The sequence below is a fragment of the Flavobacterium nitrogenifigens genome (assembly GCF_003254565.1).
In the GTDB taxonomy this organism is placed as follows: domain Bacteria; phylum Bacteroidota; class Bacteroidia; order Flavobacteriales; family Flavobacteriaceae; genus Flavobacterium; species Flavobacterium nitrogenifigens.
This window is the reverse complement of the sequence record NZ_QJRI01000176.1, coordinates 155040-177215: the sequence shown is the minus strand read 5'-3', so window position 1 is coordinate 177215 and position 22176 is coordinate 155040. Positions and strand designations below refer to the sequence as shown.

Sequence of the window (22176 nt, the reverse complement as noted above, 5' to 3'; positions counted from 1 at the left end):
ATAAATATAATGAAAATTCTTAATATGAATTATGCACCTTATAATAAGAGTATTCCTGTTAGTTAATTTCAAGTTTATAACCTTTGCTACGTACCACAACAATGTTGATGTTAGGATCAGATTCAAGTTTTTTCCTAAGCTTAGATATAAACATGTCTAAACTTCGGCCTACAATTACACCATCATCTTCCCAGATCTCTTTCTGTAAGCGGTTTCTTTCTACTGTTTTGTTTGGAGAAGAAGCAAAAATAACCAATACTCGTGTTTCTGTTGCGGTCAGGTCTATTGTATTTCCATTTATAATGAGCTTTCGATTATTTGCATCGAACAATACTGATCCTAAAGAATAAATGCCAGTGTTTTGATTATCAGGTTTTTCTTTTCGAGACTTAACTGATTTTAGAAAAACAAAACCAACAAATGCTAAAATTGACAGACTTCCTAAAAGATATTTACTGTTTGCTGTAATTATTTCTGTTGGTTTGAATTTAATGTTAATCATGTAACAGGCTTTGGGCTGTCTTCTTCCTAGGCAGGTTACAATATCATCTTTTTCATTTTTGGATATGGAATATCCATAAGCAACACTAGAGTTGCCACAATTTAGAACGTTAACGATAAAACAACTTGCGAACGGGTCTTTGACTAATAAACGACTTGTAATATTGACCAATGAATCCGGTTGAAAACTAAAATCATTCTCAAACCTAATCTGATATTCATTTTCAGAAATTTTTTTCACAGGTAGTACTCTTGATGTACTATCGCCTGATTGTAAAAGCAATTCATGTCCGATTTTTCGAAGTAAAATTTCTCTTCTGGCAAAGTCAAAGCCATCACTACCTTCCGTACGGAAAGCGGCGTAGATTACAGCAGAAAACAAGATAAATGTCAATACAAATAGATATTTACGTTTTCTAGAGATCAGATTTCGACTAAGGTGCATATTGTCAATAATTTATTTACAAAGTTTACAATTTTATTTACAATTTTTATCGCTCAAGCCGAAATATATCAAAGTAATTTTGCTGTATAAACTTAAAAAAAGAGGGTAAACTACATTATTAATTAAAACTGTAAAAAGTATGAAAAAAATCATTTATGTCTTGTTCTTATTCTTGGTTGTAGTAAGCGGATTGGTATTTGCTAATCGGGAAATTAAAAATGAAACTTCAAAAAAGAAAGTAGTCAAAAACCTTTCTAATACTGAAAAAAAAGATGCACTGAAAAAATGGGAGGCTACCCCTGATGGAATAATGTTTAAAAAATGGGAAACATCTCCTGCAGGTAAAAAAGTGTATGCCAGTGAAGCTAAAATAAGAAAACCCATTAAAGATTATATGAATATGGAGGGAGTTGTAACCTCTCTATCGCTTGCGCCAGGGTCAAGATTAGGCTTTGGAATTATGGTAAAGATTAATCGTGATGATTATATACTTAGTTTTGGATTGGAAAAGTCTGGTAGCAATGAATTTCATCAGTTAAAGAGCTTGAAAGTTAACGACACAATAATTATAAAAAGCCATAGTGTATCTCACGCGCCCAAATATTTATATCCAATTATATCTGGCGACTATGTAGAACGAGATCGTAAGATAATTTATAAACGGGTATTTAGCAAAGACGGCTGCTGAGCAAATAATGGCAAACTTTTGTTAGGTTATATATAATCTGTCGCTAATATTAATAACATTAACTAAAATTTAAATGACTTTACGAACATTTATATTCTTAATTGGATTTTTATTTCTCAATTCTTGCAAGAAAAGTGATGAGAAAATTGAATGGATTTTTGTAGAAGGCGGAACTTTTGAACAAGGCAAAAACCAGATTATTGTAAGTCCGAAAGGCGACTCTATAAACGGATTTACCAGTCCGCATAGAGTAGTTGAACTTGATGATTTTTACATAAGTAAATATGAAGTAACGGTTAAACAATTTAAAGAATTTTGTGAAGAAACAGGCAGAAAAATGCCTGATCCACCTATTGAAAATGCACATGGTGTTAAAGTTTATTACAAGTGGATAGACGAAAATCCAATGCTTGCAACTTGGGACGAAGCAAATGAATTTGCAAAATGGGCAGGAGGAAGACTTCCAACGGAAGCGGAATGGGAATATGCGGCCAAAGGTGGGATGAAAACAAAAGGATATAAATATAGTGGCAGTAATAATCCAATTGAAGTTGGCTGGGTTAAAGAAAACTCAAACGACACATTTCATAAAGTAGGACTTCTTAAACCAAATGAACTTGGCATATATGATATGACCGGGAATGTTGGCGAATGGGTTTTTGATTGGTATAATCCTGAAAAGGATAGTTTGGTTAGTAAAAGAAACCCTCAAGGCCCTATTGAAGGACAATATAAAATTTCAAAAGGTGTTAGTTGGTTTTACGAAACACAAGATAAGGATGGAAGACCATTAGAATATGGAATTCACATGCCAGAAGTGAGATACCAATCACCAAAAGGGACACGAAATGATGGATTCGGATTTAGAATTGCGAAAAATAAATAGAAATCTGTTGGTTGAAGGATTCAATACTAATATAAATAAAAAAATGGCGTCAATTGAAGACAATTGACGCCATTTGGCTTTGTGATATTTGTGAAAACACGTAAAACATTTCGGCTGCTATCTGGAAGCTACGTTCTAGGTAAGTCTCTTTTTGCAGAGAGGTTCTGTCGGAAATCTTAGGATCTTCAAAAGTAATCGGGATTCTTATCTCGGCACCTGCTATAAATGGGCATCCGCCGTCAGCCTGCGAGCAGGTCATTATTGCAGCAAATGCGCTTTCAGGATTGAAATCATCATCATAGGTTTTGGAAAAACCAATGACAGGCAGTTCATCAGCTGAATATTTTATGGAATAAACAGGATTTGCACCCTCTGAAAGAGTTTTGATCTTAAATCCTGAATCTTTTAAAGTTTCAGCTACCATTGGGAATAGAGCAGTAGCTTCAGTTCCTCCAGAATAGCATGAAACATTTTTTATATGGTAATATGCGGCTGCAGTCTGTGCCCAAACTTGCGACAAATGGCTTCTTCTCGAATTATGAGTACAAATCAAATTAAGTCTTATTTCCTGTTGATTGGTTGTTTTGGCTTGAATAAATTCCATTAGCGGCTGCAATATTTGTTTTCTGTCTTCAGACAAGAATTCAAACGGCAAAGATTCTATAGTTTTTGTTAAATCTGCATACATTATGGTTTCTTTTTAAAATGACAAAAAATAAAGTTCTGTACTGTTTCAAAAGGAGTTTGATGATTTTCGGTAAAGCATTCCATTTTAAGAAAAGTATCAGAAAAAATCTTATCTAGTTTTGATTCAGAATATTGTGTTATTTCCAGACCACTGCATTTTAAGGGGCCAGATTCTGAAAAAGTTCCTATAAAAAGATTGGCACTTGCATTTGTATATTTTTCAGCAATTGCCTTGTATTTTTCTATTTCTTCTTTGGAAGTTAAGAAATGAAATGAAGCCCGGTCGTGCCAAAAATCAAATGTTTCATCAGTATCAAATTCTAAGATGTCCGAAACAATAAATGATACATATTGAGATTTCTCTTTCAGACGATTTTTGATTCGATTGATGGCATTTTCAGAAATATCCAAAAGATAAAGATTAGTATATCCTAAATCAAGTAATTTATCAATTAGGTAGCTGTCACCGCCTCCAATATCAATAATTTTTGCATTTTTTGGCAAATTACTTTTTAGAATAGCTTTTATAGACGTTTCAGGATTTGTTTGATACCAGCTTACTTCATTTTCTTTTTTAGTTGAAAAAACGTTTTCCCAATGTTCTTTTTTACTCATAAAATGTATGTATTAGCAGCATCCTCCACCAGGAGTGCATGAAGAACTGTTATCAGAATTTAGCTGAGATAATTTCACTTTAGGTTTTTCTGACGGAATGCCACACTGTTCCTGAGCAAGACAGGCTGTCTGCTTATTGAGTAAAGTGAAGTTTTTTCCATTAAAATCTAAATCGTATTTACCAATAGTTGTGTTTTGGTATTCTACTTCAATTTCATGGTCTTCAATTCCCAATACTTTTTCTGAAAGTTCGATTATGTGAATCAGTTTCTGCGGTTTAAGCCTGTGTTCGTAGTCGTTGGCATCCCAAAGCTGGAAGTTTACAACAGTTTCTTTTCTAACTGTTCCTCCGCAGTCAATGAAATTTTTGGTAACTAAACCTACTTCAGTTACGTGAAAATATTCTGGTACAAATGTACCGTCTGGTAGTTCAAAATTTACAGCTTCCACTGTTTTAAGCACTTCTATAATTTCTGAAAGTTTCATGATTTTTTATATTTAGTTAAACTATCATTTTTTATTAAATAAATGTGACTGGTCCCAGTCTTCCCAAGAAGGAGCACTGGTCTGGAAAGTGGCGTTTCCAGTATCGATTCCTTTTTGGTAAATTAATTTTACCTGATCCCGGTTTTTATCCAAAAATTTTCTGATTTCCATATTTTTATAGATTAACAGCATTCATTTCTCTTTTTTGCTAAATGACTTGATATATGCTCAAAGAAGCCTTTTATCTTTTCTAGTCCAGGTTCATTGATGCAGTAGCAGATCGAGTTTCCTTCGATACTTCCTTTAATCAAGCCTGCATTCTTTAATTCTTTCAAATGCTGTGAAACTGTCGGTTGTGAAAGGGGAAGTTCGTTTACAATATCTCCGCAGATGCAGGCATCGACTTTTAATAGATATTCCATAATAGCAATACGCGCAGGATGCCCTAACGCTTTAGCTAAAATAGCCAGCTCATTCTGGCTTTCTGTAAAATGATCTGTTTTTGTTGCTCCCATTGTTTTATATTTATATTGCAATATTACGATATATAATTTAACAGACAATGTTTTTTTATTTAAATTTTTAATTATTAAGCTTTCTTTTTTAATTCTAAAGAGGTTTTCCTGTATCGTAGGGATTAAATGTTTAGAACATCAAGGTCAAAATTTATTGATCGTGTAATAAATTTGTACAAGGCGATGATTTATTATGAGGCCTTTTTAATTTATTTTTTTTTCAAATTCTAATAATGAAAGATATTTCAAGCTTTTAAATTAAATTCTACTGTCTGCACTATAAGTTAAATGGTATAAAGAAATATTTTTTTTTGCCAATTTCAGAAGCGTAGAATATCTAAAATGTTTTATATCCAAAAATTGGTTGCAAATTATAATCTGCAACAACAACTCAAAATTTTGTTTTTTACTTGTTTGTAAATTAGTTTTTTAATACAAACGTTTTAAGCATTACATTATGAGAAAGTTCATTGTTTTAGTAACAGCACTTGCTTTTGCTACCGAAATCAGCGCACAACAAAATTATTTTAATCCCACAGTAAAAGTAAAAGACTATCTCGAGCCAGCAATTCCGCATCCAGATCAGGATAAAGAAATGAAGGATAAAATGAGCAAGTTAAAAAAGAAGCCGAATGTTTTGATCATCTTAATTGATGATATGGGATATGGCGACATTGGCGTTTATGGTGGAGGAGTAGCAATAGGAGCGCCAACTCCAAACATGGATAAAGTAGCTCATGAAGGTTTACAGCTAACGTCGACCTACGCGCAGCCAACCTGCACGCCAAGCCGCGCTGCAATCATGACAGGAAGAATCCCAGCAAGATCAGGACTAACTAGGCCAACTTTGACAGGAGAAAATCCAAAAGTAAATCCGTGGGCTTCTGAAAACACTACAGCCAAAATACTTTCTCAAAGCGGTTACAAAACCGCTATTTCAGGAAAATGGCATTTGGGCGAAAGCAAAGGAAGCTTGCCAAATGAAGTGGGTTATGATGAATGGCTCGGGTTTGGTTCTGTTCAATCCGAATATGCACAGCTTGTTAATGAGTGGATTTATCCGGATTTAATCAATAAACCAGACCGATTAAATGCGGTTAAAAAAATGGTGAACCAAAATATTCTTACTGGTAAAAAAGGAGAAGAAAACAAAGTTGTACTGCCCATTTCGACTATCGAAGAATTATCTAAAGTAGATCAAGTTTTTGCTGATTATAGCGAGGATTTTATCAAGCGTTCTGTAAAAGAAAATAAACCTTTTTATTTAATTCATTCTTTCTCTAAAGTGCACAATGATAACTATGTATCTGAAGGTTACAAAGGAAAAAGCCCAGCTGCAATTCCATATAAAGATGCCATTGTTGAAGTTGATGATATTGTGGGCAGATTGATGAAACTTTTGCAAGATCTGAAAATAGACGAAAATACATTTGTATTTATAACTTCAGACAATGGACCAAACGAAGATGTTTGGCCAGATGGCGGTTATACTCCATTTAGAGGCGGAAAAGGAACTACTTGGGAAGGTGGAGTAAGAGTGCCGGGAATTGCTTATTGGAAAGGTATGATTGCTCCAGGACGCATTAGCGACGGTTTATTTGACATTTGTGATTTGTTTAATACTTCACTTTCACTTGCTGGAGTTGTAGATAAAATTCCGTCGACAAATTATATTGATGGAGTCGATCAGGCATCGTTTTTATTGTCAGATAAAGGATTATCAAATCGAAATGCTGTTTTTATGTATTCAGAAACCAAGTTTATGGCTGTGCGCTGGCAGGAATATAAAGTGCATATGAATGTTTTTAATACATCGGCAGAGCGAAAAAACTTGGATCAGTCTACCATTCAAAGCATTGGAATGAGTCCGTGGGTATATAATCTGTATTCAGATCCAAAAGAACAATTAAGTACAGGACATCGTTATTTTGAATGGGGAATTCCAGGCGTTATGAGCGTTATTGCCGCTCATTTGGCAACCTATCAAAAATATCCAATGAAAGATATCGGTTTGAAGAAACCGGGTGCAGAATAGTAATTTTCTACGAGATGGTATTCTAGCGAATCATAAAGTTGTGAAAAACATAGATTCAAATAATAAGTAATCTGTTATGGAAACTAGAAAATATAAAAAACTGATTTTCTTTTTTAGTGTAAATGTTTTATCAATACTTTTTGTAAATGCGCAGGAAGTATTGCCATTTCCTCCAGCTCCTTCGGCTTCTAAGGCGGGAGTTACGATTGAAACTTCGAGTTACAAAAAAAGAACAGAGCCGAAACATTTGCCAGCAGATGCGCCCAATATTCTAATTATATTAATGGATGATGCTGGGCCGGGTGCTCCTTCTACTTATGGCGGAGAAATAAATACACCAACATTATCAAGAGTAGCCAATACTGGAATTTCATACAATCGTTTTCATTCTACAGCTATGTGCTCGCCAACTCGTGCTTCCTTGCTTACAGGGCGTAATCATACACGTGTAGGCAACGGTCAGATTGCAGCAATTGCGAATGATTTTGATGGTTTTAGCGGAACCATTCCGAAGAGTTCTGCAACAATAGCGGAGATTTTAAAAGATTACGGTTATAATACCGCCGCATTTGGAAAATGGCATAATACACCCGAAGAACAGATTACTTCAAAAGGCCCGTTTGATTATTGGCCTACAGGTTATGGATTCGAATATTTTTATGGTTTTTTGGCAGGAGAAGCTTCTCAGTATGAACCTACTTTGGTAAGAAATACATCTTATGTAGAACACCCCAAAACTTCTGGCGGACATGATTATTACCATTTATCAGAAGATTTGGCAGATGATGCCGTGCTTTGGCTGAGAGAACAAAAAGCATACGCACCCGAAAAGCCCTTTTTTGTGTATTGGGCACCTGGTGCCGCCCATGGTCCGCATCATGTGATGAAAGAATGGGCAGATAAATACAAAGGCAAATTTGATGACGGATGGGATGCTTATCGCGAAAGAGTATTTAAACGGGAAAAAGACTTAGGATGGATTCCGCAGAATACAATCCTTACGCCAAGAGCGGCTTCTATGACGGCATGGGCAGATATTCCAGAATTTGAAAAACCTTTTCAGCGCCGACTTATGGAAATATGGGCAGGTTTTGCTGAACATGCTGATTTTAATGCAGGAAGGGTTATTGATGAGATCGAAAAACTGGGAGAGCTAGACAATACGATAATTATTTATATCTGGGGAGATAATGGCTCTTCGGCAGAAGGTTTAAATGGTACGATTAGTGAGCAATTGGCTCAAAATGCCATTCCAACCAAAATTGAGCAGCATATTACAGCTCTAAATGAATTAGGAGGTTTAGATGTCTTAGGAGGTCCAAAAACTGACAATATGTTTAATGCAGGATGGGCGTGGGCAACAAGCACTCCGTATCAGGGGACAAAATTGCAGGGCGCTTATTTTGGAGGAACCCGTCAGCCAATGGCCGTTTCATGGCCAAAAGGAATTAAACATGATAAAACCCCAAGGCCGCAGTTTCATCACGTAATTGATATTGCAGCGACGATATATGAAATCGACAAAATTCCGATGCCAAAAGTTGTAAATGGCTTTGCTCAAGACGAATTAGATGGTGTAAGTATGGTCTACACCTTTACTGATCCAAAAGCAAAAGGAACACGCCGAACGCAATTTTTTGATATTATGGCAAGCCGAGGCATTTATAATGACGGGTGGTTTGCAAGCGCACGCGGACCAAGAGAACCATGGGTAGGAGGAATTCCGAAAGGCATTAAACAATGGTCACCGCTTACCGATACCTGGCAGTTATATAATCTAGATCAGGATTGGTCGCAGGCCGTTGATTTGGCACAGAAAGAACCAAAAAAACTGGAAGAGATGAAAGCTTTATTTTTAACCGAATCGGCAAAAAATAAAAATCTTCCAATTGGCGGAGGATTATGGTCAACTGCGCTCTATCATCCAGAAGACGCACCTTCTTCTCCTTTAACCGAATGGACTTTTGATTCGCCAATAAAAGGAATGCCAGAATCGGCTGCCCCAAAATTAGGAAAAGTAAGTAGTGTTGTAACCATGGATGTTGAAGTTCCAGAAAATGCAAACGGAGTTTTGTATGCTTTGGCAGGATTTTCAGGTGGAGTTACCTGTTATGTAAAAGAGGGGTATTTAAACTATGAGTTTAATTTGTTTGAAGTACAGCGCACTAAAATTAAATCGGAAAATAAACTGCCAATAGGCAAAGTAAAAATTGAAGTGGAATCCAAGCTTGTAGATAAAATTGGCGGTTCAATGAATGTAACTTTAAAAGTAAATGGAGCATCAGTAGGGCAGGGAACTGTTCCAACAGCCATGTCTCTTCATTTTACTTCAAACGCCACCTTTGATATTGGAACCGATTTAGATTCTCCTGTTTCTTTAGATTATTTTGATCAGGCTCCATTTTCATTTAATGGCAAAATAGGAAAAACTAAAATTGTTTATTTAAAGAAAAATTGATAAATTTTGATAGTTTATATTTTGAATACCTTTTTGAAATTATTGCATTATTTTCCATAAAATAAATCTTGATATGACTAATTTTACAAGACGCAAATTTGTACAGACCGTTGCCAGGGCAGCGCTTCTTAATGCGGTAGCAATGCCATTTCTGTCATTTGCTGCTGAACCTGAAAATGAAACATCAGATTGGGATGCAGGACAGTTAGCCCACATTATTCCTGGTGCTAATCACGAAAGATTCCTGATCAAAACTTCATTCAAGATGGCTCTTCAGGACAAACCGTATCTTTTGGTAAATGGGAGAAAAGTCATAGGAGAAAAGACGGATACTGAAGGACGTTTCTGGCGTTTTGATGTCCAGTCTCTGAATCCATCTACTGTGTATAAATTGCGAATTTTTGATTCGAATAAAAAACCTCTGAGCGGCGAATGGCCGCTTAAAACATTTCCAGCACCAAATGAAGAACCTGAAAAGCTGCGCATTTTGGCTTATACCTGTGCTGGCGGATATGACAGCGTGCCTATGGAGGGGAAGACCTTTTTTCTTGATATGAAGGCTAGAAGAAAACTGCTGGAAAAGGGACTTTCGTTTCAACCTGATGCAGTAATTGCAAATGGTGATCATATTTATTGGGATATACAGACCTATATGGACAAACCGTTTGCTAAATATATAGAAGAAGAGACCTGGAAAAAATTTGGTGGACCGCTTGATATTTCCGTTCCAATGATGCATCCTAAAAATGCGTCTATTTTTTTAGGAGTTTGTGATTATCAGATTGCGGGATTATATGGCACTTCACTCAGATCTACTCCAGTTTTTTTTCTAACTGATGACCATGATTATTTTGAGAATGACGAATATAGTTCTGAATTGGTATCGCTTCCGGTTGAAACCTATGGGACTCTTGGTGCTGAACAGACACAGCATTTATACTATCCTGAATTTCTCCCAGATTCGAATAGGCCTGAATGGCTTCCTGGAGGAGATAAAGCAGCTTCGCCGAAAGGGACAAATATTTGTTTCGGGACGTTTCGTTACGGCAAGCTGTTGGAAGCTGTGTTTTATGATTGCCGGAGATTTGTGAACTACCAAGGTGATCAGGCGCGCATATTGCCAAAATGGGTAGAGGATTGGATAATCTCCCGTACAAAGAACGAAGACACTGCACATTTTATGCATGTACCGTCATTACCCTTTGCTTATTCTTCAGGAAAGTTAGGCGACTGGTATCCTGATTTGTTGGACATGAAAACGAAAAAACTTGTAATTTACGAGGAAAAAATAGGCTGGCAGCGAGGATGGTTTGCACAGCACCAGCGTCTTGTTGATGCGCTTGCATCGCAAACTAAGCGCACCCCACTAATTATTCAGGGGGATTTTCATGCAACTGCAGCTGGCAAAATGCTTCGAAGCGGTGAATTAGAGTTTGCAAATCCTATTCATGCAGTTCTTTGCGGTACACTTGGTACAGGTGATATTCCATTTCCTTCCGCTTTCAGAAATGTAGAATCCAAGCCTTCGCAGATGGTGGAAATGGAACAAACCCTTAAACCTGTTGAAAAAAATGGATTTTCCATTATTGATGTGACTCGTGACAAGATTACATTTTCAATGTATACTTGGCGTCCTCCGCAGGCTATTGAAGAAATCGATACTATGAAACCAGTATTAGTTTATGAAGTTCCGAGGAAATAGAATCCTTTGTTATTATTTTTTCCATAAATGACATTAAGTAGATGAGAAGGAAGCTAAAATTATTTTGTAATTACTATAATTTAGCATTAAAAAGGTACGATTAGCCTAAAGAAAAAAACTATATCCTTAACAGGACTTCGAATCATCGTCCAGCTCGATTAAATCTTAAATTAAGCCACTGTTAGACCGTTTATTTCAAACGGACTAAAGATTCTTTGTGAAAAATTAAAACCATAAAATATTAAGTCGTAAAAGCTTGAAAATCTACATATTTGTGTATAAAAAAAGAGACAACTATTTACTAGTTGTCTCTTTTAGTGACGGGGACAGGACAAATTACAACATCATTTTTGGATGATTTGAAGAGATTGGCTTACTATATGTAGTGTCTGTCTTCCATTGGCTATGTAAATTTGGTTTAGATGTCCTGTTGGGGATTGATGTAAAAATCTGTTTAATTCCAAAATAATTCGTAGATAAATATTCTAAGATAATTGTTTATTTAAAAATAGACACCTAGAAAATTTATAAAAAAAAGAAATCAAGTACAATTGGCAAAAAAAACAAATGGTTACAATTGTCTCAGTTGACTTAATTTAAGAGAAAAGGCAATTAGTGATTCTTTGTCAGTTGATAAAATTCCTAACTTCGTTTTTATTATAATTGTAAAACTAAAATTTGTAAAAAAAACTGAATGTAATAATGACTTCGAAATTTATTTTATTTTTTATTTTAACATTAACAACTTGTTTTAGCCAAAATATTACGGATCCTTTGCCAACCGCTGAAAAAGAACTTAATGAATGCATTAAAGCCAATAGCAAGGAAGAGTTAAATTGCAGAAAAGAATACTATCATGAACTTCAGTTCTGGGAAACAGAAGTTTTTAATGCTGTTTTAGAAATTGTTTATGGAAATAGAACTGAAGAAGAAAGAGCAGCATTTGAAAAAAAACAAGCGGAATGGAAAGAGACAACATATTATTATTTTGCAAAGACCATGAAGGAGTTTCAAGTGAAGCATCCTGGTAAATTTGTGTGGGATAATGATTCTGCTTTAAAACTCGATGCCAGAATCTTTTATCAAAAAAATGCCAAATATTATACAGATAGGATTTCTTATTTATTAAGTTTAGTAAAAAAGAAATAAAGGTTGTCAGACAAAATTTACTAATTTTAAAAAATAAAAAGGTTGTTAATTACAAATAGCTATTCATCAAAAAAGAGTAAAAAACAGAGAATTTATTTTACTGTATTCTCATTTATTTTGCCTTTTTTCAATACAATCTTGGCTCAAGATGCAAATAAATACACATTAATTCCTGATATTAATTTTGAAAAAGCTTTAAGCGATTCTGGTTATGATGATGGTGTACCAGACGGAAAAGTTCTTACTGCTGATATTGCAAAAGTAACGGAACTTCATCTTAGAAATCGTGATATAAAAGATTTAACCGGTATAAATGATTTTGTTTCATTAAAGAAACTGATTTGTTTAGAAAATAAGCTAACCAAGTTGGATTTATCTGATAATTTGGCATTAACCACTTTGAATTGTGAAGAAAACAAATTAACCATATTGAATATTAGCAGAAATGAAGCTCTGATATCTTTGAATTGTTCAAATAACAGGATAACGGCATTAGATTTAAAGCAAAGTGTGAAATTGACATCTTTAAGTTGTGAGAGAAATCAATTAGATGAACTAGATGTTTCTAAAAATATAAGTTTGCGTGAATTGCGATGCGGAAAAAATAAATTAATTTCCTTAGATATAAGCAGAAATATAGTTTTAGCTAATTTTTACTGCAATACCAATCAGTTAAAGACATTAGATTTATCACATAATATTAATTTGATGTCATTCGGATGTTCTGAAAATCAAATAACAGATATAGATCTTTCGGCAAATCTTTATTTGTCGAATTTTTCTTGTAGTAATAATCCATTGAACAAGTTAGATCTAACACATAATATTTATTTGAGTTATTTAGTTTGTATGAATACGCCATTGACCAACTTGGATTTAAGCAAAAATATTGCTTTGAATAAAGCGTATTTAGACGAAAATAAACTGAACTCTCTTGATGTCTCAAAAAATATAAATTTAACGTACTTGAGCTGCTATAAAAATCAGCTGGTTAAATTAAATGTATCCAACGCTCCATTAAACGAATTGGTTTGTTATAGCAACAAGTTGGTTGCCCTTGATGTAAGCCAAAATCCATTATTGCTCAGTTTGACTTGTTCAAACAATCAGTTGGTTAGTTTGGATATTTCGCAAAACCCGAAAATATATGCGCTCTATTGCAACTCAAATTCACTTACGAGTTTGAATATTAGTAATGGAAACAATCAAAACCTGAATTTTCATGCCTATTTTAATCCCAACCTTAAATGTATTCAAACGGACAAAAATATAGTTCCTCATTTTAACTGGCGGAAAGATGGAATCGCTAATTATAGCTCAAATTGTAAATAAATAACTTATTAAGTAAGAAATTTACGAATTTTTTAGTTTTTGAATTAACACTTTGTCACAATAAATATATTATGAAAATTAAAAATATAGTAATACTAATTTTAATATTGCCTTTTTTTTCTTTTAAGTCATTTGCAAATAAGAGAGAAGGAAAAATAACGGCTGACCTTTCTCCAATTAAAAATTATTTTGATCATGTCGTAATAAAAATGACAGGCTATGCAGAATTTGGAGATTCTGTCGAGACAATTGATACCATAAAGGCTATAGGAGGGAAATTTGAGTATCATTTTTCTGTACCGGAAACAAGAATGACAACTATTGTGCTGTTAAAAAATAATGAAGAAATAACTGATCTTGCAGTCAAAGACGCAGCGCTTTCTGAGGAGTATGGCTATGATGGAGAGTTTTTAGTTGGAAACGAGGATATAAAACTCAGTTGTACCTATCCCGAGTGGCTTGGAATGCCTTATGTTCAAGTTTCCTCTATAGGTTTAAAAGAGCACAAGTTGTACAGTTGGTTGAATACACATGATTTAAATTATCACTATGTAAATAAAGATTTTATTAAAAAACATCCTGATAGTTACAGTGTATTGCAGGCCGTTTATTTTCAAAGAGGAAGTTTGCAAACGGATGATATCGCTAGCATGATCGAATTGTTTTCTGATGAATTGAAAAATTCTGGAAGTTATGCTGCCATAAAAAAATACCTAAGTAAAATAAAAATGCTGCAAAAAGGTGAATTTGCAACAAGCTTTAATTGGTTTGATGTGAATGGGGTTGCATATGATTTTAAATCGGTTTTAAATGGCAAAAAATACGTGCTAGTTGTTTTCTGGTCAAGTGATTGCGAGTCGTGCAGGTATGAGATCAAATTTGCAAAAAATATAGAACAGCGATATGGAGATAAAGTCAGCATCGTTTATTTAAGTATTGACACTGATTTTCAAAAATGGAAACAAGCAGTTGAAGAAGAAAAAATGACTTGGTATAATTTGTCAGGACTTCCAAACAGTAAAAAGACCGTCGCAGAAAATTATTATACTGATTACGCTCCAGAATTTCTATTACTTGACACCGAAGGAAAATCATTAATACCGAATAGCTGCCATCTATTTTTTGAAATTGATAGTTTCTTTAAAAACGAATTGAATCTTTCCAAATAGATATAGGAAATTAAAAACTGGAATTAATTGTTTTTTTGCCTGATTAAGCAGCAAGCAGTAATCGAAGATGGAGCTATTGAAATGCTATTTAAATTAGTGTAGGTATGCTTAAATGTTTTTTAGGAGCTCTTCCCGCTATACCTTTCAATCTTTTGTGCCAAACCCCGACACAAAAGGATTTTCACTGCTATCGGGGCTAGGGCCGCTATGAAGTCCTGTTTCTTCTTTTGAGAACTGATAGTCCAACCCAATTGTTGCATTAAAAAATCATTGGCAATTCAATGCTGATTCGACAAGTTATTCTCCTGAAAGTAGAGGTTTTCTTTTTGAAATAGAAGATACGGCAGAACCTTTCTGAGCCTTGCACTGATTTTTCAATTGTGCAAGCGATACTTGCACAATTAAATGGTATCGCATTGGCCGCTTGGTTTTATTTTTAGTTCTGATGCCTTAATATAAAATGCATCGTAGATAGGTTGATAATTTGATTAAAAACAATAAAAAAATAGCACCAATTGTCTTCAATTGGTGCTATTTGGCTATGTGGTGACGTTTAGTTCACAATTTACAAATCATTCTATGAACGATTTAAAGAAATTAGCTTATTTTCAAGTGAATTTGTAAGATAATTATTTTAAAAGTTTGTTGAGAAACGGTTTGTATGTATCGTAAGGGTTAAATGTTAAAAATCGTTAATTCAGTAATAGATGTGATTTCTTTCATAATAACTTATAGATTTAAGTTGAAGAGAATGAAAAAAAAATGTCATCAGTAAATTTAAATTATTATTCTTAAAATTTTCTAATCAAAATTTGTGCATGATAATCTATTGTCCATTAGAAATTATTCAATTTAGCAACATTTTTTATCTTGCTGAATTGGTGGACATGGCACAGTTCCATAACTGCAATATACACAGCAATCACCTTGATTTGGTTTAAGAGTTTGTTTGCAGTTCTCACATTCGTAAAAAAATTGGCATGCATCAGTTGGCATAGTTTCTTCTTTACTGTGGGAGCAAAGGGGGCAGGTTATTATTGATTGTAGAACGATTTTCATTTTAATTTTTTGTTAGTTACTGTATAGCCTGTTGAATTTATTGCTTTTTCAATTTCATTAATACTAGTTTTGGAATTATCAAATTCTACAATTGCGTTACCATTAGTATAATTTACATTTGAATTTATTATTCCAATCAATTTATTCACTTCGTGATTCACATGTTTTTCACAGCTGGCACAAGTCATTCCGCTAATTGTAAACTCAGCTTTTTGGCTGCTGGTTTTATTGGAGACTAAGATTTTCTTTTCTGTATTTGAATAAAAAATATTTGAATAGTAAGGAAACGAAAGCAAAAGGGCTGCAAATAGGGTGATAATTACTAAAAACATTTTAGAATTAACGAATTTTGATTTTTCTTGTGTATCGCAGTTACAGTCTAACTGCTTTTTAGTTTTCAGCTTTTGATACCAAGAGAAAACAATAATTAAAACAGTCAGGCCGATGAAATAAGGTCTCATTGGCTCAAGCCATGAAAAAGCAGATGCAATCCCGCTTGTTCCGGCAACGAGTGCTAATATGGGAGTAATACAGCACAATGAAGCAGCTATTGCTGTAAAAAATCCAGCTCCAATTATTTTATTCTCTGTTTTCATATTTTTTCTAAAATTTCGAAGAAAGGTTTTAGCATTTTTTCATATTCGTTTGCCAATGAATAAAAAATGGTTTGCGCTTCCCGTTTAGTTTCAATAAGTTTTCTGTCTTTTAGTTTTCGTAAATGCTGCGAAATTGAAGAAATACTCATGTCAAGAATATCACTTATGTCACATACACAGAGCTGTTTTTCTTCATAAAGTAAAAAGAGAATTCTTAATCTCACATTATTACCAGCCAATTCAAGCCCATTGGATAAATAATCAAAAGAGTCATTGAGTTCTAGCACTCTGTCTTTACAGCGGACTATTTGTTTTATATCTGCCTGTTGTCGTATACAAGTTATATCTTCCATAATGCAAATATATATCATTTGCTTATTTAAGCAAATGCTAAAATACAAAACATTTGAATTAAATTTATGAATGATTCCTGCGCATAAAAAAAGACAACTTTTTGAGTTGTCTTTTAAGTAGTAACGTGAAATATTACTTTTTGCAATCTTTCGGAGAACAAGTTCCCGAATCGTCATTACAGCAATGCGTAGAACATTTTTCAGTGCAGTTTTTCTTTGCATCAGTTTTTGATAAGTTCGCATAAGCGAAGATACTTCCAGCAGACAATACCAATGCTGCAAGAGTAAGGTACATTTTGTTTTTCATAATTTTAATTTTTAATGATTAATACTACTTAAGACGTACTAATCTAAAAATGATGCAGACTTTGATGATTTTTTTTCTAACAGCCTGAATTTTTATATATGAAGTTTCCAAAAATGATTTGGTGATATCAGCATTTTCCTCCGCTGCATGATTTTTTAGACGTAACATTCATAACATTTCCACGGCGGTCTAATTCAATACTGCAGCAATCCAGAAGCATTTCCTTTAATTTGGATCTGCCTCTCTGCACTCTAGATCGTATGGAAGGGTAGGCAAGGCTGTATTTTTCTGTTAAGTTTTTCTGTTTAATTCCATGGATTTCGCTATCCATGATAATATCCCGATAGTCTTCCGGCAGCCGCTCAATGAATTTCATTAGACAACAGTCCAGACTTTCTGAAGTATCAAAATCTGTTTCATGCATTATTTTTTGCATCATACATTCGGTCAGTTCTGATTTCTTATGATTGGAATTTTTTCGGTAATAGTCAATAATGGAATTTCTTGTGATCGTGAAAATCCAGCTTTTTAATTTGCTTTCTTCAGTCAGTGATCCTAAATTCTCGTTTATCTTAATAAAAACTTCCTGCAAAACATCAGATGCATCGCCCGTATCATTTATACGTGCCTTAATATATTTGCCCAAAATGATATAAAACTGATTGTGAATAGTATTTATTTCCAAACTCATAGTTTTTTTGTTCTGCTTTTGAAGAAAGCGGGATTAACAACAATTGATTTTGCCTCTGAAATTATTCCAGATAGGGGCTGTTTTTGGCATGCATAAGAAAACATGAAGAATCGCCATTACGATAGCTCCCGGTAAAAGATTTACAATTAACAAATTAAAGTAGCCTGGAGATTGATTGGTATTAGAAATCATTATTTCCCCATTTTGAAAAGTAAGTCTGATGGAGAGGTAAACCGCAATTGACGCAAAATGAAACCCATTTACGAATAAATGAACAATATATTCCCAGCGAGGAAGCCCTCCCATAAACTGCCTGCTGTCCTTTTCTATAAAAGCGTCATACCCAAGCACCAGTATGTCTAAAAGGACAATGGTTAAGCCTATTACAAAAGCCGTATGATTATTTTGTTTCAAGAATAAAAAATAAAGGATTGCCGGAAAGAAAACAGCTCTGAATGTATGGGTAATGTGCTCGGTTTTACTTTCTTCCCGATTGTGAAGCTGGTATTTGAAAATATGCAGATAGAAGCCATCATATAAGGCCAAGACCGCAAAAAGAACAAGAAAGAAGGATGAAATGATAATTGCTGTTTCCATTTTATTTTTAATTGATTATAAAAGCAAAACTATGGGGAAGCATAATTAAAACTAAGGACAAATGTCCTCTATTTTTGTGCTATCTCATTTCTTATTCTGCTCAAAGTCCTGCGGGTTATCCCTAGATAGCTTGCAATATCATTTACTGAAGCCTTGTTTACAACTGCGGGCTGTTCCTTAAGCATACGCATGTATTTTTCCTTTGCGCTTTCATTGCACAAAACACTTGCATACTGTTCCATTACCATGTACTGCCGCTCGGCAATTGTCCTTCCGATATTCTGCCAAAGAGGACTTTTTTGATAGAGAATCTGCAGGTCATTGTAACTGATTGTTATAAGTTCAGTATCTTCTACGGCCTGAATGGAAAGTTCCGAAGGCTGCTGTGAAATAAAGCTCTTGTAGGAAGTTGTCAAATTATTTTCTGAACAGAAGCACGAAGTCACTTCTTCGGATTTTTCATTTATATAGTAAGTTCTCAGCAGCCCCTTTTTAATAAAAGCCGCTTCATGTGAGATTTTACCAATTTGAGCAAAATAACTGTTTCGGGCTAATGTCCTTATTTTGAAATACGGACTGTAATTTTCAAATTCCTGATCGCTGATAGGAGCAATGCTCTTTAAAAACAAATTAAAGCTTTCCATTCATATCCTGTTTTTAGATTCATTTATTGACTCGAAGCCTGATTTAAATAAAATCTTTTTCTGAACCAGAATGCAAGGTTAACTAATGCGATAAGAGCAGGCACTTCTACCAGAGGACCAATAACTCCTGCGAAAGCCTGACCGCTGTTTATTCCAAACACGCCGATTGCTACGGCAATAGCAAGTTCAAAATTATTGCCGGTGGCTGTAAATGCTATAGATGTTGCCTTTGAATAGTCAGCTCCAAAATATTTGCCGATAAAGAAACTGATGACAAACATCAAAGTAAAGTATATGACAAGCGGTATTGCAATACGCACTACGTCCATAGGGATCTGAACAATAAGTTCCCCTTTCAGGCTGAACATTACAATAATTGTAAAGAGCAATGAAATAAGAGTAATCGGCGAGATAAAAGGCACATACTTAGTTTCGAACCATTCAGAACCTTTTAGGGCTATCAAAGCATAACGGCTTATGATTCCCAGTGCAAAAGGAATACCTAGATAGATACCGACGCTCTCGGCAATCTGCGCAATGCTGATATTGACTTCAAAACCATCATATCCAAAATAGGGAGGAAGGATGGTTATGAAAATGTAAGCGTATACACTGTAAAGGAGTACCTGAAAAATACTGTTAAGGGCGATAAGTCCTGCTGCATATTCACGGTTTCCATCGGCAAGATCGTTCCATACCACTACCATTGCGATACAACGTGCCAGACCGATCAGGATCACCCCAATCATGTATTCAGGATATCCGTTCAAAAACAGTAGCGCCAATAAAAACATTAAGACAGGTCCTACAATCCAATTCAGGAATAAAGATGCGCCCAAGACTTTAGTGTTTTTGAAAACCTGTCCCATCTGTTCGTATTTTACTTTTGCCAGAGGCGGATACATCATCAGGATAAGCCCTATTGCCAATGGAATGTTTGTTGTTCCGCTGGAGAAAGAATTGATGAAATCTCCGCTTGAAGGAATAAAGTATCCTACTGCCACTCCTATAGCCATGGCAAGGAAAATCCAAAGGGTCAAGAAGCGGTCAAGGAAGCTTAACTTTTTGCGTCCGACGACTGGTGCACAGTTATTTGCTGACATTTTATTTTTTTATTTGTGAGAATACGTAAAACATTTCAGTTCCAATCTGCAGGCTGCGCTCCAGGTAAGTTTCTTTCTGCTGAGGCGTTTCGTCAGAAATTTTTGGATCTTCAAAGGTAATCGGAATTCTTTTCTCTGCGCCTGCTATAAACGGGCATCCGCCGTCAGCCTGCGAGCAGGTCATTATTGCGGCAAATCCGCTTTCAGGATTGAAATCATCATCATAGGTTTTGGAAAAGCCTACGACTGGAAGCTCATCCGCTGAATATTTTATGGAATAAACCGGGTTTGATCCCTCTGAAAGCGTTTTGATGTTGAATCCTGAATCCTTCAAAGTCTCCGCTGCCATTGGGAAAAGGGCGGTAGCCTCTGTTCCTCCTGAATAGCATGATACGTTTTTGATGCCGTAATAGGCAGCCGCAGTCTGCGCCCAAACCTGCGATAAGTGGCTTCTTCTGGAATTATGCGTGCAGATTAGGTTTAGTCTGGTTTCCAGATTACTGTCCACTTTAGTCTGAATGAAGTCGATTAATGGCTGCAGTACTGCTTTGCGATCTTCGGAGATCTGCTTAAAATCAAATGATTTGACGGTATTCTCAATTTGTGGATATAACATACTTTTTTGGCTGTAAAGGGTTATTGATTATCTGTTTATTGATTAGCAGCATCCTCCGCCCGGAGTGCATGAATTAGCATTGTCAGTATTTAACTGAGATAATTTTACTTTAGGCTTGTCTGATGGAATACCGCACTGCTCCTGAGCAAGGCAGGCTGTCTGTTTGTTAAGTAGAGTGAAGTTTTTACCGTTAAAATCCAAATCGTATTTGCCGATAGTAGTGTTCTGGTACTCCACTTCAATTTCATGGTCTTCAATTCCCAATACTTTTTCTGAAAGCTCAATGATGTGGATCAGTTTCTGAGGTTTAAGCCTGTGCTCGTAGTCATTGGCATCCCAAAGCTGGAAGTTTACAACTGTTTCTTTTCTTACTGTTCCTCCGCAGTCGATGAAGTTTTTGGTAACCAAGCCTACTTCAGTTACGTGAAAATATTCCGGTACAAATGTGCCGTCCGGCAGTTCAAAATTTACAGCTTCTACTGTTTTAAGCACTTCTTTAATTTCTGAAAGTTTCATAATTTTTTATATTTAGTTAAACTATATTTTTATTAATTAATAACGGAGCTTCTTCTTTCAAGAAGCGCAGTATCTCTCCAGATACCATTTTGTTTTCCGATTTTCTCCCTTGTTCCAAGTATCCTGAAACCTGCTTTTTCATGGATACGGAGACTTGCCGTGTTCTCAGGAAAGATTCCTGCCTGAAGCGTCCAGATTCCTTCTGTTTCGCTCTGTCGGACAAGTTCATTTAAAAGGGTAAGCCCGACTCCTTTTCCTGAATGTGCTGGATCCACATATACGCTCACTTCTGCAACGCCTGCATAAACGCAGCGTGAAGAAACAGGGGTAAGGGCAGCCCAACCAATTACATTACCATCTTCCTGCATCACAACTCGGCAAGACTTAAGATGTGACTGATCCCAGTCTTCCCATGAAGGGGCGCTGGTCTGGAAAGTGGCATTGCCGGTATCTATTCCTTTTTGGTAGATTATTTTTACCTGATCCCAGTGTTTGTCTGAAAGTTTTCTGATTTCCATATTTTTATAGATTAACAGCATTCGCTTCTCTTCTTTGCCAAATGATCTGATATGTGCTGAAAGAAACCTTTTATCTTTTCAAGTCCAGGTTCATTGATGCAATAGCAGATGGAATTTCCTTCAATGTTTCCTTTTATCAGCCCTGCATTTTTCAATTCCTTCAAGTGTTGTGAAACTGTCGGCTGTGAAAGGGGAAGTTCGTTTACAATATCTCCGCAGATGCAGGCATCCACTTTTAATAAATATTCCATAATAGCGATACGCGCAGGATGGCCTAACGCTTTGGCTAGAACAGCCAGCTCATTCTGGCTTTCTGTAAAGTGATCTGTTTTTGTTGCTCCCATCGTTTTATATTTATATTGCAATATTACGATATAAAATTTAATTAAAGCAAATTTGAATATGAAAATTTTCTTAAATGTGTTTATTTTTTATTTTGACTTACTGCGCAAAATAACTGCGCAGCTGCTGAATATCTTTGAATCAAAATAATACCTAAATTTGATAA

At 35.2% G+C, this 22176-nt stretch carries 26 protein-coding genes; 8 read left to right on the top strand and 18 right to left on the bottom strand.

The genetic code is table 11. The features are described 5' to 3' along the window. Window positions 1–58: 58 nt before the first annotated feature. On the bottom strand, window positions 59–946 hold the full coding sequence (locus DM397_RS14105; RefSeq protein WP_111378142.1) for a winged helix-turn-helix domain-containing protein: 888 nt from the start codon (window positions 944–946) through the stop codon (window positions 59–61). A 139-nt stretch (window positions 947–1085) separates the two neighbouring features. Between DM397_RS14105 and DM397_RS14100 the strand changes: the two genes are divergently transcribed. Together DM397_RS14100 and DM397_RS14095 are read left to right on the top strand one after the other, a co-directional pair. Next, window positions 1086–1634 carry a hypothetical protein gene (locus DM397_RS14100; protein WP_111378141.1) on the top strand — a complete coding sequence of 183 codons (549 nt, stop codon included), beginning with the start codon at window positions 1086–1088 and terminating at the stop codon, window positions 1632–1634. A 73-nt stretch (window positions 1635–1707) separates the two neighbouring features. Next, a complete protein-coding gene (locus DM397_RS14095; RefSeq protein WP_111378140.1) occupies window positions 1708–2520 on the top strand; it encodes a formylglycine-generating enzyme family protein in 813 nt (270 codons plus the stop codon). Window positions 2521–2569: 49 nt separating this feature from the next. Here the strand turns inward: DM397_RS14095 and DM397_RS14090 are convergent, their stop codons facing one another. The 5 genes from DM397_RS14090 to DM397_RS14070 are packed head-to-tail and all read right to left on the bottom strand — an operon-like array spanning window position 2570 to window position 4823. After that, window positions 2570–3208, bottom strand: coding sequence for an arsenate-mycothiol transferase ArsC (locus DM397_RS14090; protein ID WP_185957078.1), 639 nt, complete (start codon window positions 3206–3208; stop codon window positions 2570–2572). Beyond that, window positions 3208–3822: a class I SAM-dependent methyltransferase gene (locus DM397_RS14085; protein ID WP_111378138.1), complete on the bottom strand. Its 615-nt coding sequence runs from the start codon at window positions 3820–3822 to the stop codon at window positions 3208–3210. Before DM397_RS14085 ends, DM397_RS14090 begins: the two co-directional genes overlap by 1 nt. 12 nt (window positions 3823–3834) lie before the next feature. Next, complete coding sequence (locus DM397_RS14080) at window positions 3835–4308, bottom strand: DUF6428 family protein (RefSeq protein ID WP_111378137.1); 474 nt, start codon at window positions 4306–4308, stop codon at window positions 3835–3837. A 24-nt stretch (window positions 4309–4332) separates the two neighbouring features. Next, window positions 4333–4479, bottom strand: a complete 147-nt coding sequence (locus DM397_RS14075) for a hypothetical protein (protein ID WP_239457856.1) — start codon at window positions 4477–4479, stop codon at window positions 4333–4335. An 11-nt stretch (window positions 4480–4490) separates the two neighbouring features. Beyond that, complete coding sequence (locus DM397_RS14070) at window positions 4491–4823, bottom strand: ArsR/SmtB family transcription factor (protein ID WP_111378136.1); 333 nt, start codon at window positions 4821–4823, stop codon at window positions 4491–4493. Window positions 4824–5280: 457 nt separating this feature from the next. On the opposite strand from DM397_RS14070, the gene DM397_RS14065 reads away from it, so the two are divergent. From DM397_RS14065 to DM397_RS14040, 6 genes are all read left to right on the top strand, one after another. Beyond that, window positions 5281–6858, top strand: coding sequence for an arylsulfatase (locus DM397_RS14065; protein WP_111378135.1), 1578 nt, complete (start codon window positions 5281–5283; stop codon window positions 6856–6858). Between the two features lie 76 nt (window positions 6859–6934). Continuing rightward, a complete protein-coding gene (locus tag DM397_RS14060; protein ID WP_111378134.1) occupies window positions 6935–9316 on the top strand; it encodes an arylsulfatase in 2382 nt (793 codons plus the stop codon). A gap of 73 nt (window positions 9317–9389) precedes the next feature. Continuing rightward, window positions 9390–11018 carry a hypothetical protein gene (locus tag DM397_RS14055; protein WP_111378133.1) on the top strand — a complete coding sequence of 543 codons (1629 nt, stop codon included), beginning with the start codon at window positions 9390–9392 and terminating at the stop codon, window positions 11016–11018. A gap of 702 nt (window positions 11019–11720) precedes the next feature. Next, entirely contained in the window at window positions 11721–12167 is a 447-nt protein-coding gene (locus DM397_RS14050; protein ID WP_111378132.1) for a hypothetical protein, read from the top strand. A gap of 42 nt (window positions 12168–12209) precedes the next feature. After that, on the top strand, window positions 12210–13499 hold the full coding sequence (locus DM397_RS14045) for a leucine-rich repeat domain-containing protein (protein WP_111378131.1): 1290 nt from the start codon (window positions 12210–12212) through the stop codon (window positions 13497–13499). A 71-nt stretch (window positions 13500–13570) separates the two neighbouring features. Next, window positions 13571–14668: a TlpA family protein disulfide reductase gene (locus DM397_RS14040; protein WP_111378130.1), complete on the top strand. Its 1098-nt coding sequence runs from the start codon at window positions 13571–13573 to the stop codon at window positions 14666–14668. 852 nt (window positions 14669–15520) lie between these two features. Here the strand turns inward: DM397_RS14040 and DM397_RS24035 are convergent. The 12 genes from DM397_RS24035 to DM397_RS13985 form a co-directional block, all read right to left on the bottom strand. Then, on the bottom strand, window positions 15521–15727 hold the full coding sequence (locus DM397_RS24035) for a GDCCVxC domain-containing (seleno)protein (RefSeq protein ID WP_012025078.1): 207 nt from the start codon (window positions 15725–15727) through the stop codon (window positions 15521–15523). Beyond that, window positions 15724–16323 (bottom strand): mercuric transport protein MerTP, encoded by a 600-nt coding sequence (merTP, locus tag DM397_RS14030; RefSeq protein WP_111378129.1) that lies wholly within the window; start codon window positions 16321–16323, stop codon window positions 15724–15726. Before merTP ends, DM397_RS24035 begins: the two co-directional genes overlap by 4 nt. After that, on the bottom strand, window positions 16320–16676 hold the full coding sequence (locus DM397_RS14025) for an ArsR/SmtB family transcription factor (protein WP_111378218.1): 357 nt from the start codon (window positions 16674–16676) through the stop codon (window positions 16320–16322). Before DM397_RS14025 ends, merTP begins: the two co-directional genes overlap by 4 nt. A gap of 133 nt (window positions 16677–16809) precedes the next feature. Continuing rightward, window positions 16810–16983, bottom strand: coding sequence for a hypothetical protein (locus DM397_RS23815; RefSeq protein ID WP_162615489.1), 174 nt, complete (start codon window positions 16981–16983; stop codon window positions 16810–16812). A 127-nt stretch (window positions 16984–17110) separates the two neighbouring features. Continuing rightward, window positions 17111–17674: an RNA polymerase sigma factor SigZ gene (gene sigZ, locus DM397_RS14020; protein WP_111378128.1), complete on the bottom strand. Its 564-nt coding sequence runs from the start codon at window positions 17672–17674 to the stop codon at window positions 17111–17113. A gap of 33 nt (window positions 17675–17707) precedes the next feature. After that, on the bottom strand, window positions 17708–18271 hold the full coding sequence (locus DM397_RS14015) for a hypothetical protein (RefSeq protein WP_111378127.1): 564 nt from the start codon (window positions 18269–18271) through the stop codon (window positions 17708–17710). A 68-nt stretch (window positions 18272–18339) separates the two neighbouring features. After that, on the bottom strand, window positions 18340–18915 hold the full coding sequence (locus tag DM397_RS14010; protein WP_111378126.1) for a Crp/Fnr family transcriptional regulator: 576 nt from the start codon (window positions 18913–18915) through the stop codon (window positions 18340–18342). Window positions 18916–18938: 23 nt separating this feature from the next. Then, window positions 18939–20018, bottom strand: a complete 1080-nt coding sequence (gene arsB / locus DM397_RS14005; protein ID WP_111378125.1) for an ACR3 family arsenite efflux transporter — start codon at window positions 20016–20018, stop codon at window positions 18939–18941. A 1-nt stretch (window position 20019) separates the two neighbouring features. Then, a complete protein-coding gene (locus DM397_RS14000) occupies window positions 20020–20634 on the bottom strand; it encodes an arsenate-mycothiol transferase ArsC (RefSeq protein WP_111378124.1) in 615 nt (204 codons plus the stop codon). Between the two features lie 42 nt (window positions 20635–20676). Then, the gene (locus DM397_RS13995) at window positions 20677–21150 is read right to left on the bottom strand and encodes a DUF6428 family protein (RefSeq protein ID WP_111378123.1); all 474 of its coding nucleotides are present in this window, start codon (window positions 21148–21150) and stop codon (window positions 20677–20679) included. 32 nt (window positions 21151–21182) lie between these two features. Next, entirely contained in the window at window positions 21183–21689 is a 507-nt protein-coding gene (locus DM397_RS13990) for a GNAT family N-acetyltransferase (protein ID WP_111378122.1), read from the bottom strand. Then, the gene (locus DM397_RS13985; RefSeq protein ID WP_111378121.1) at window positions 21680–22012 is read right to left on the bottom strand and encodes an ArsR/SmtB family transcription factor; all 333 of its coding nucleotides are present in this window, start codon (window positions 22010–22012) and stop codon (window positions 21680–21682) included. The genes DM397_RS13990 and DM397_RS13985 overlap by 10 nt, the downstream gene beginning before the upstream one ends. Window positions 22013–22176: the final 164 nt, after the last annotated feature.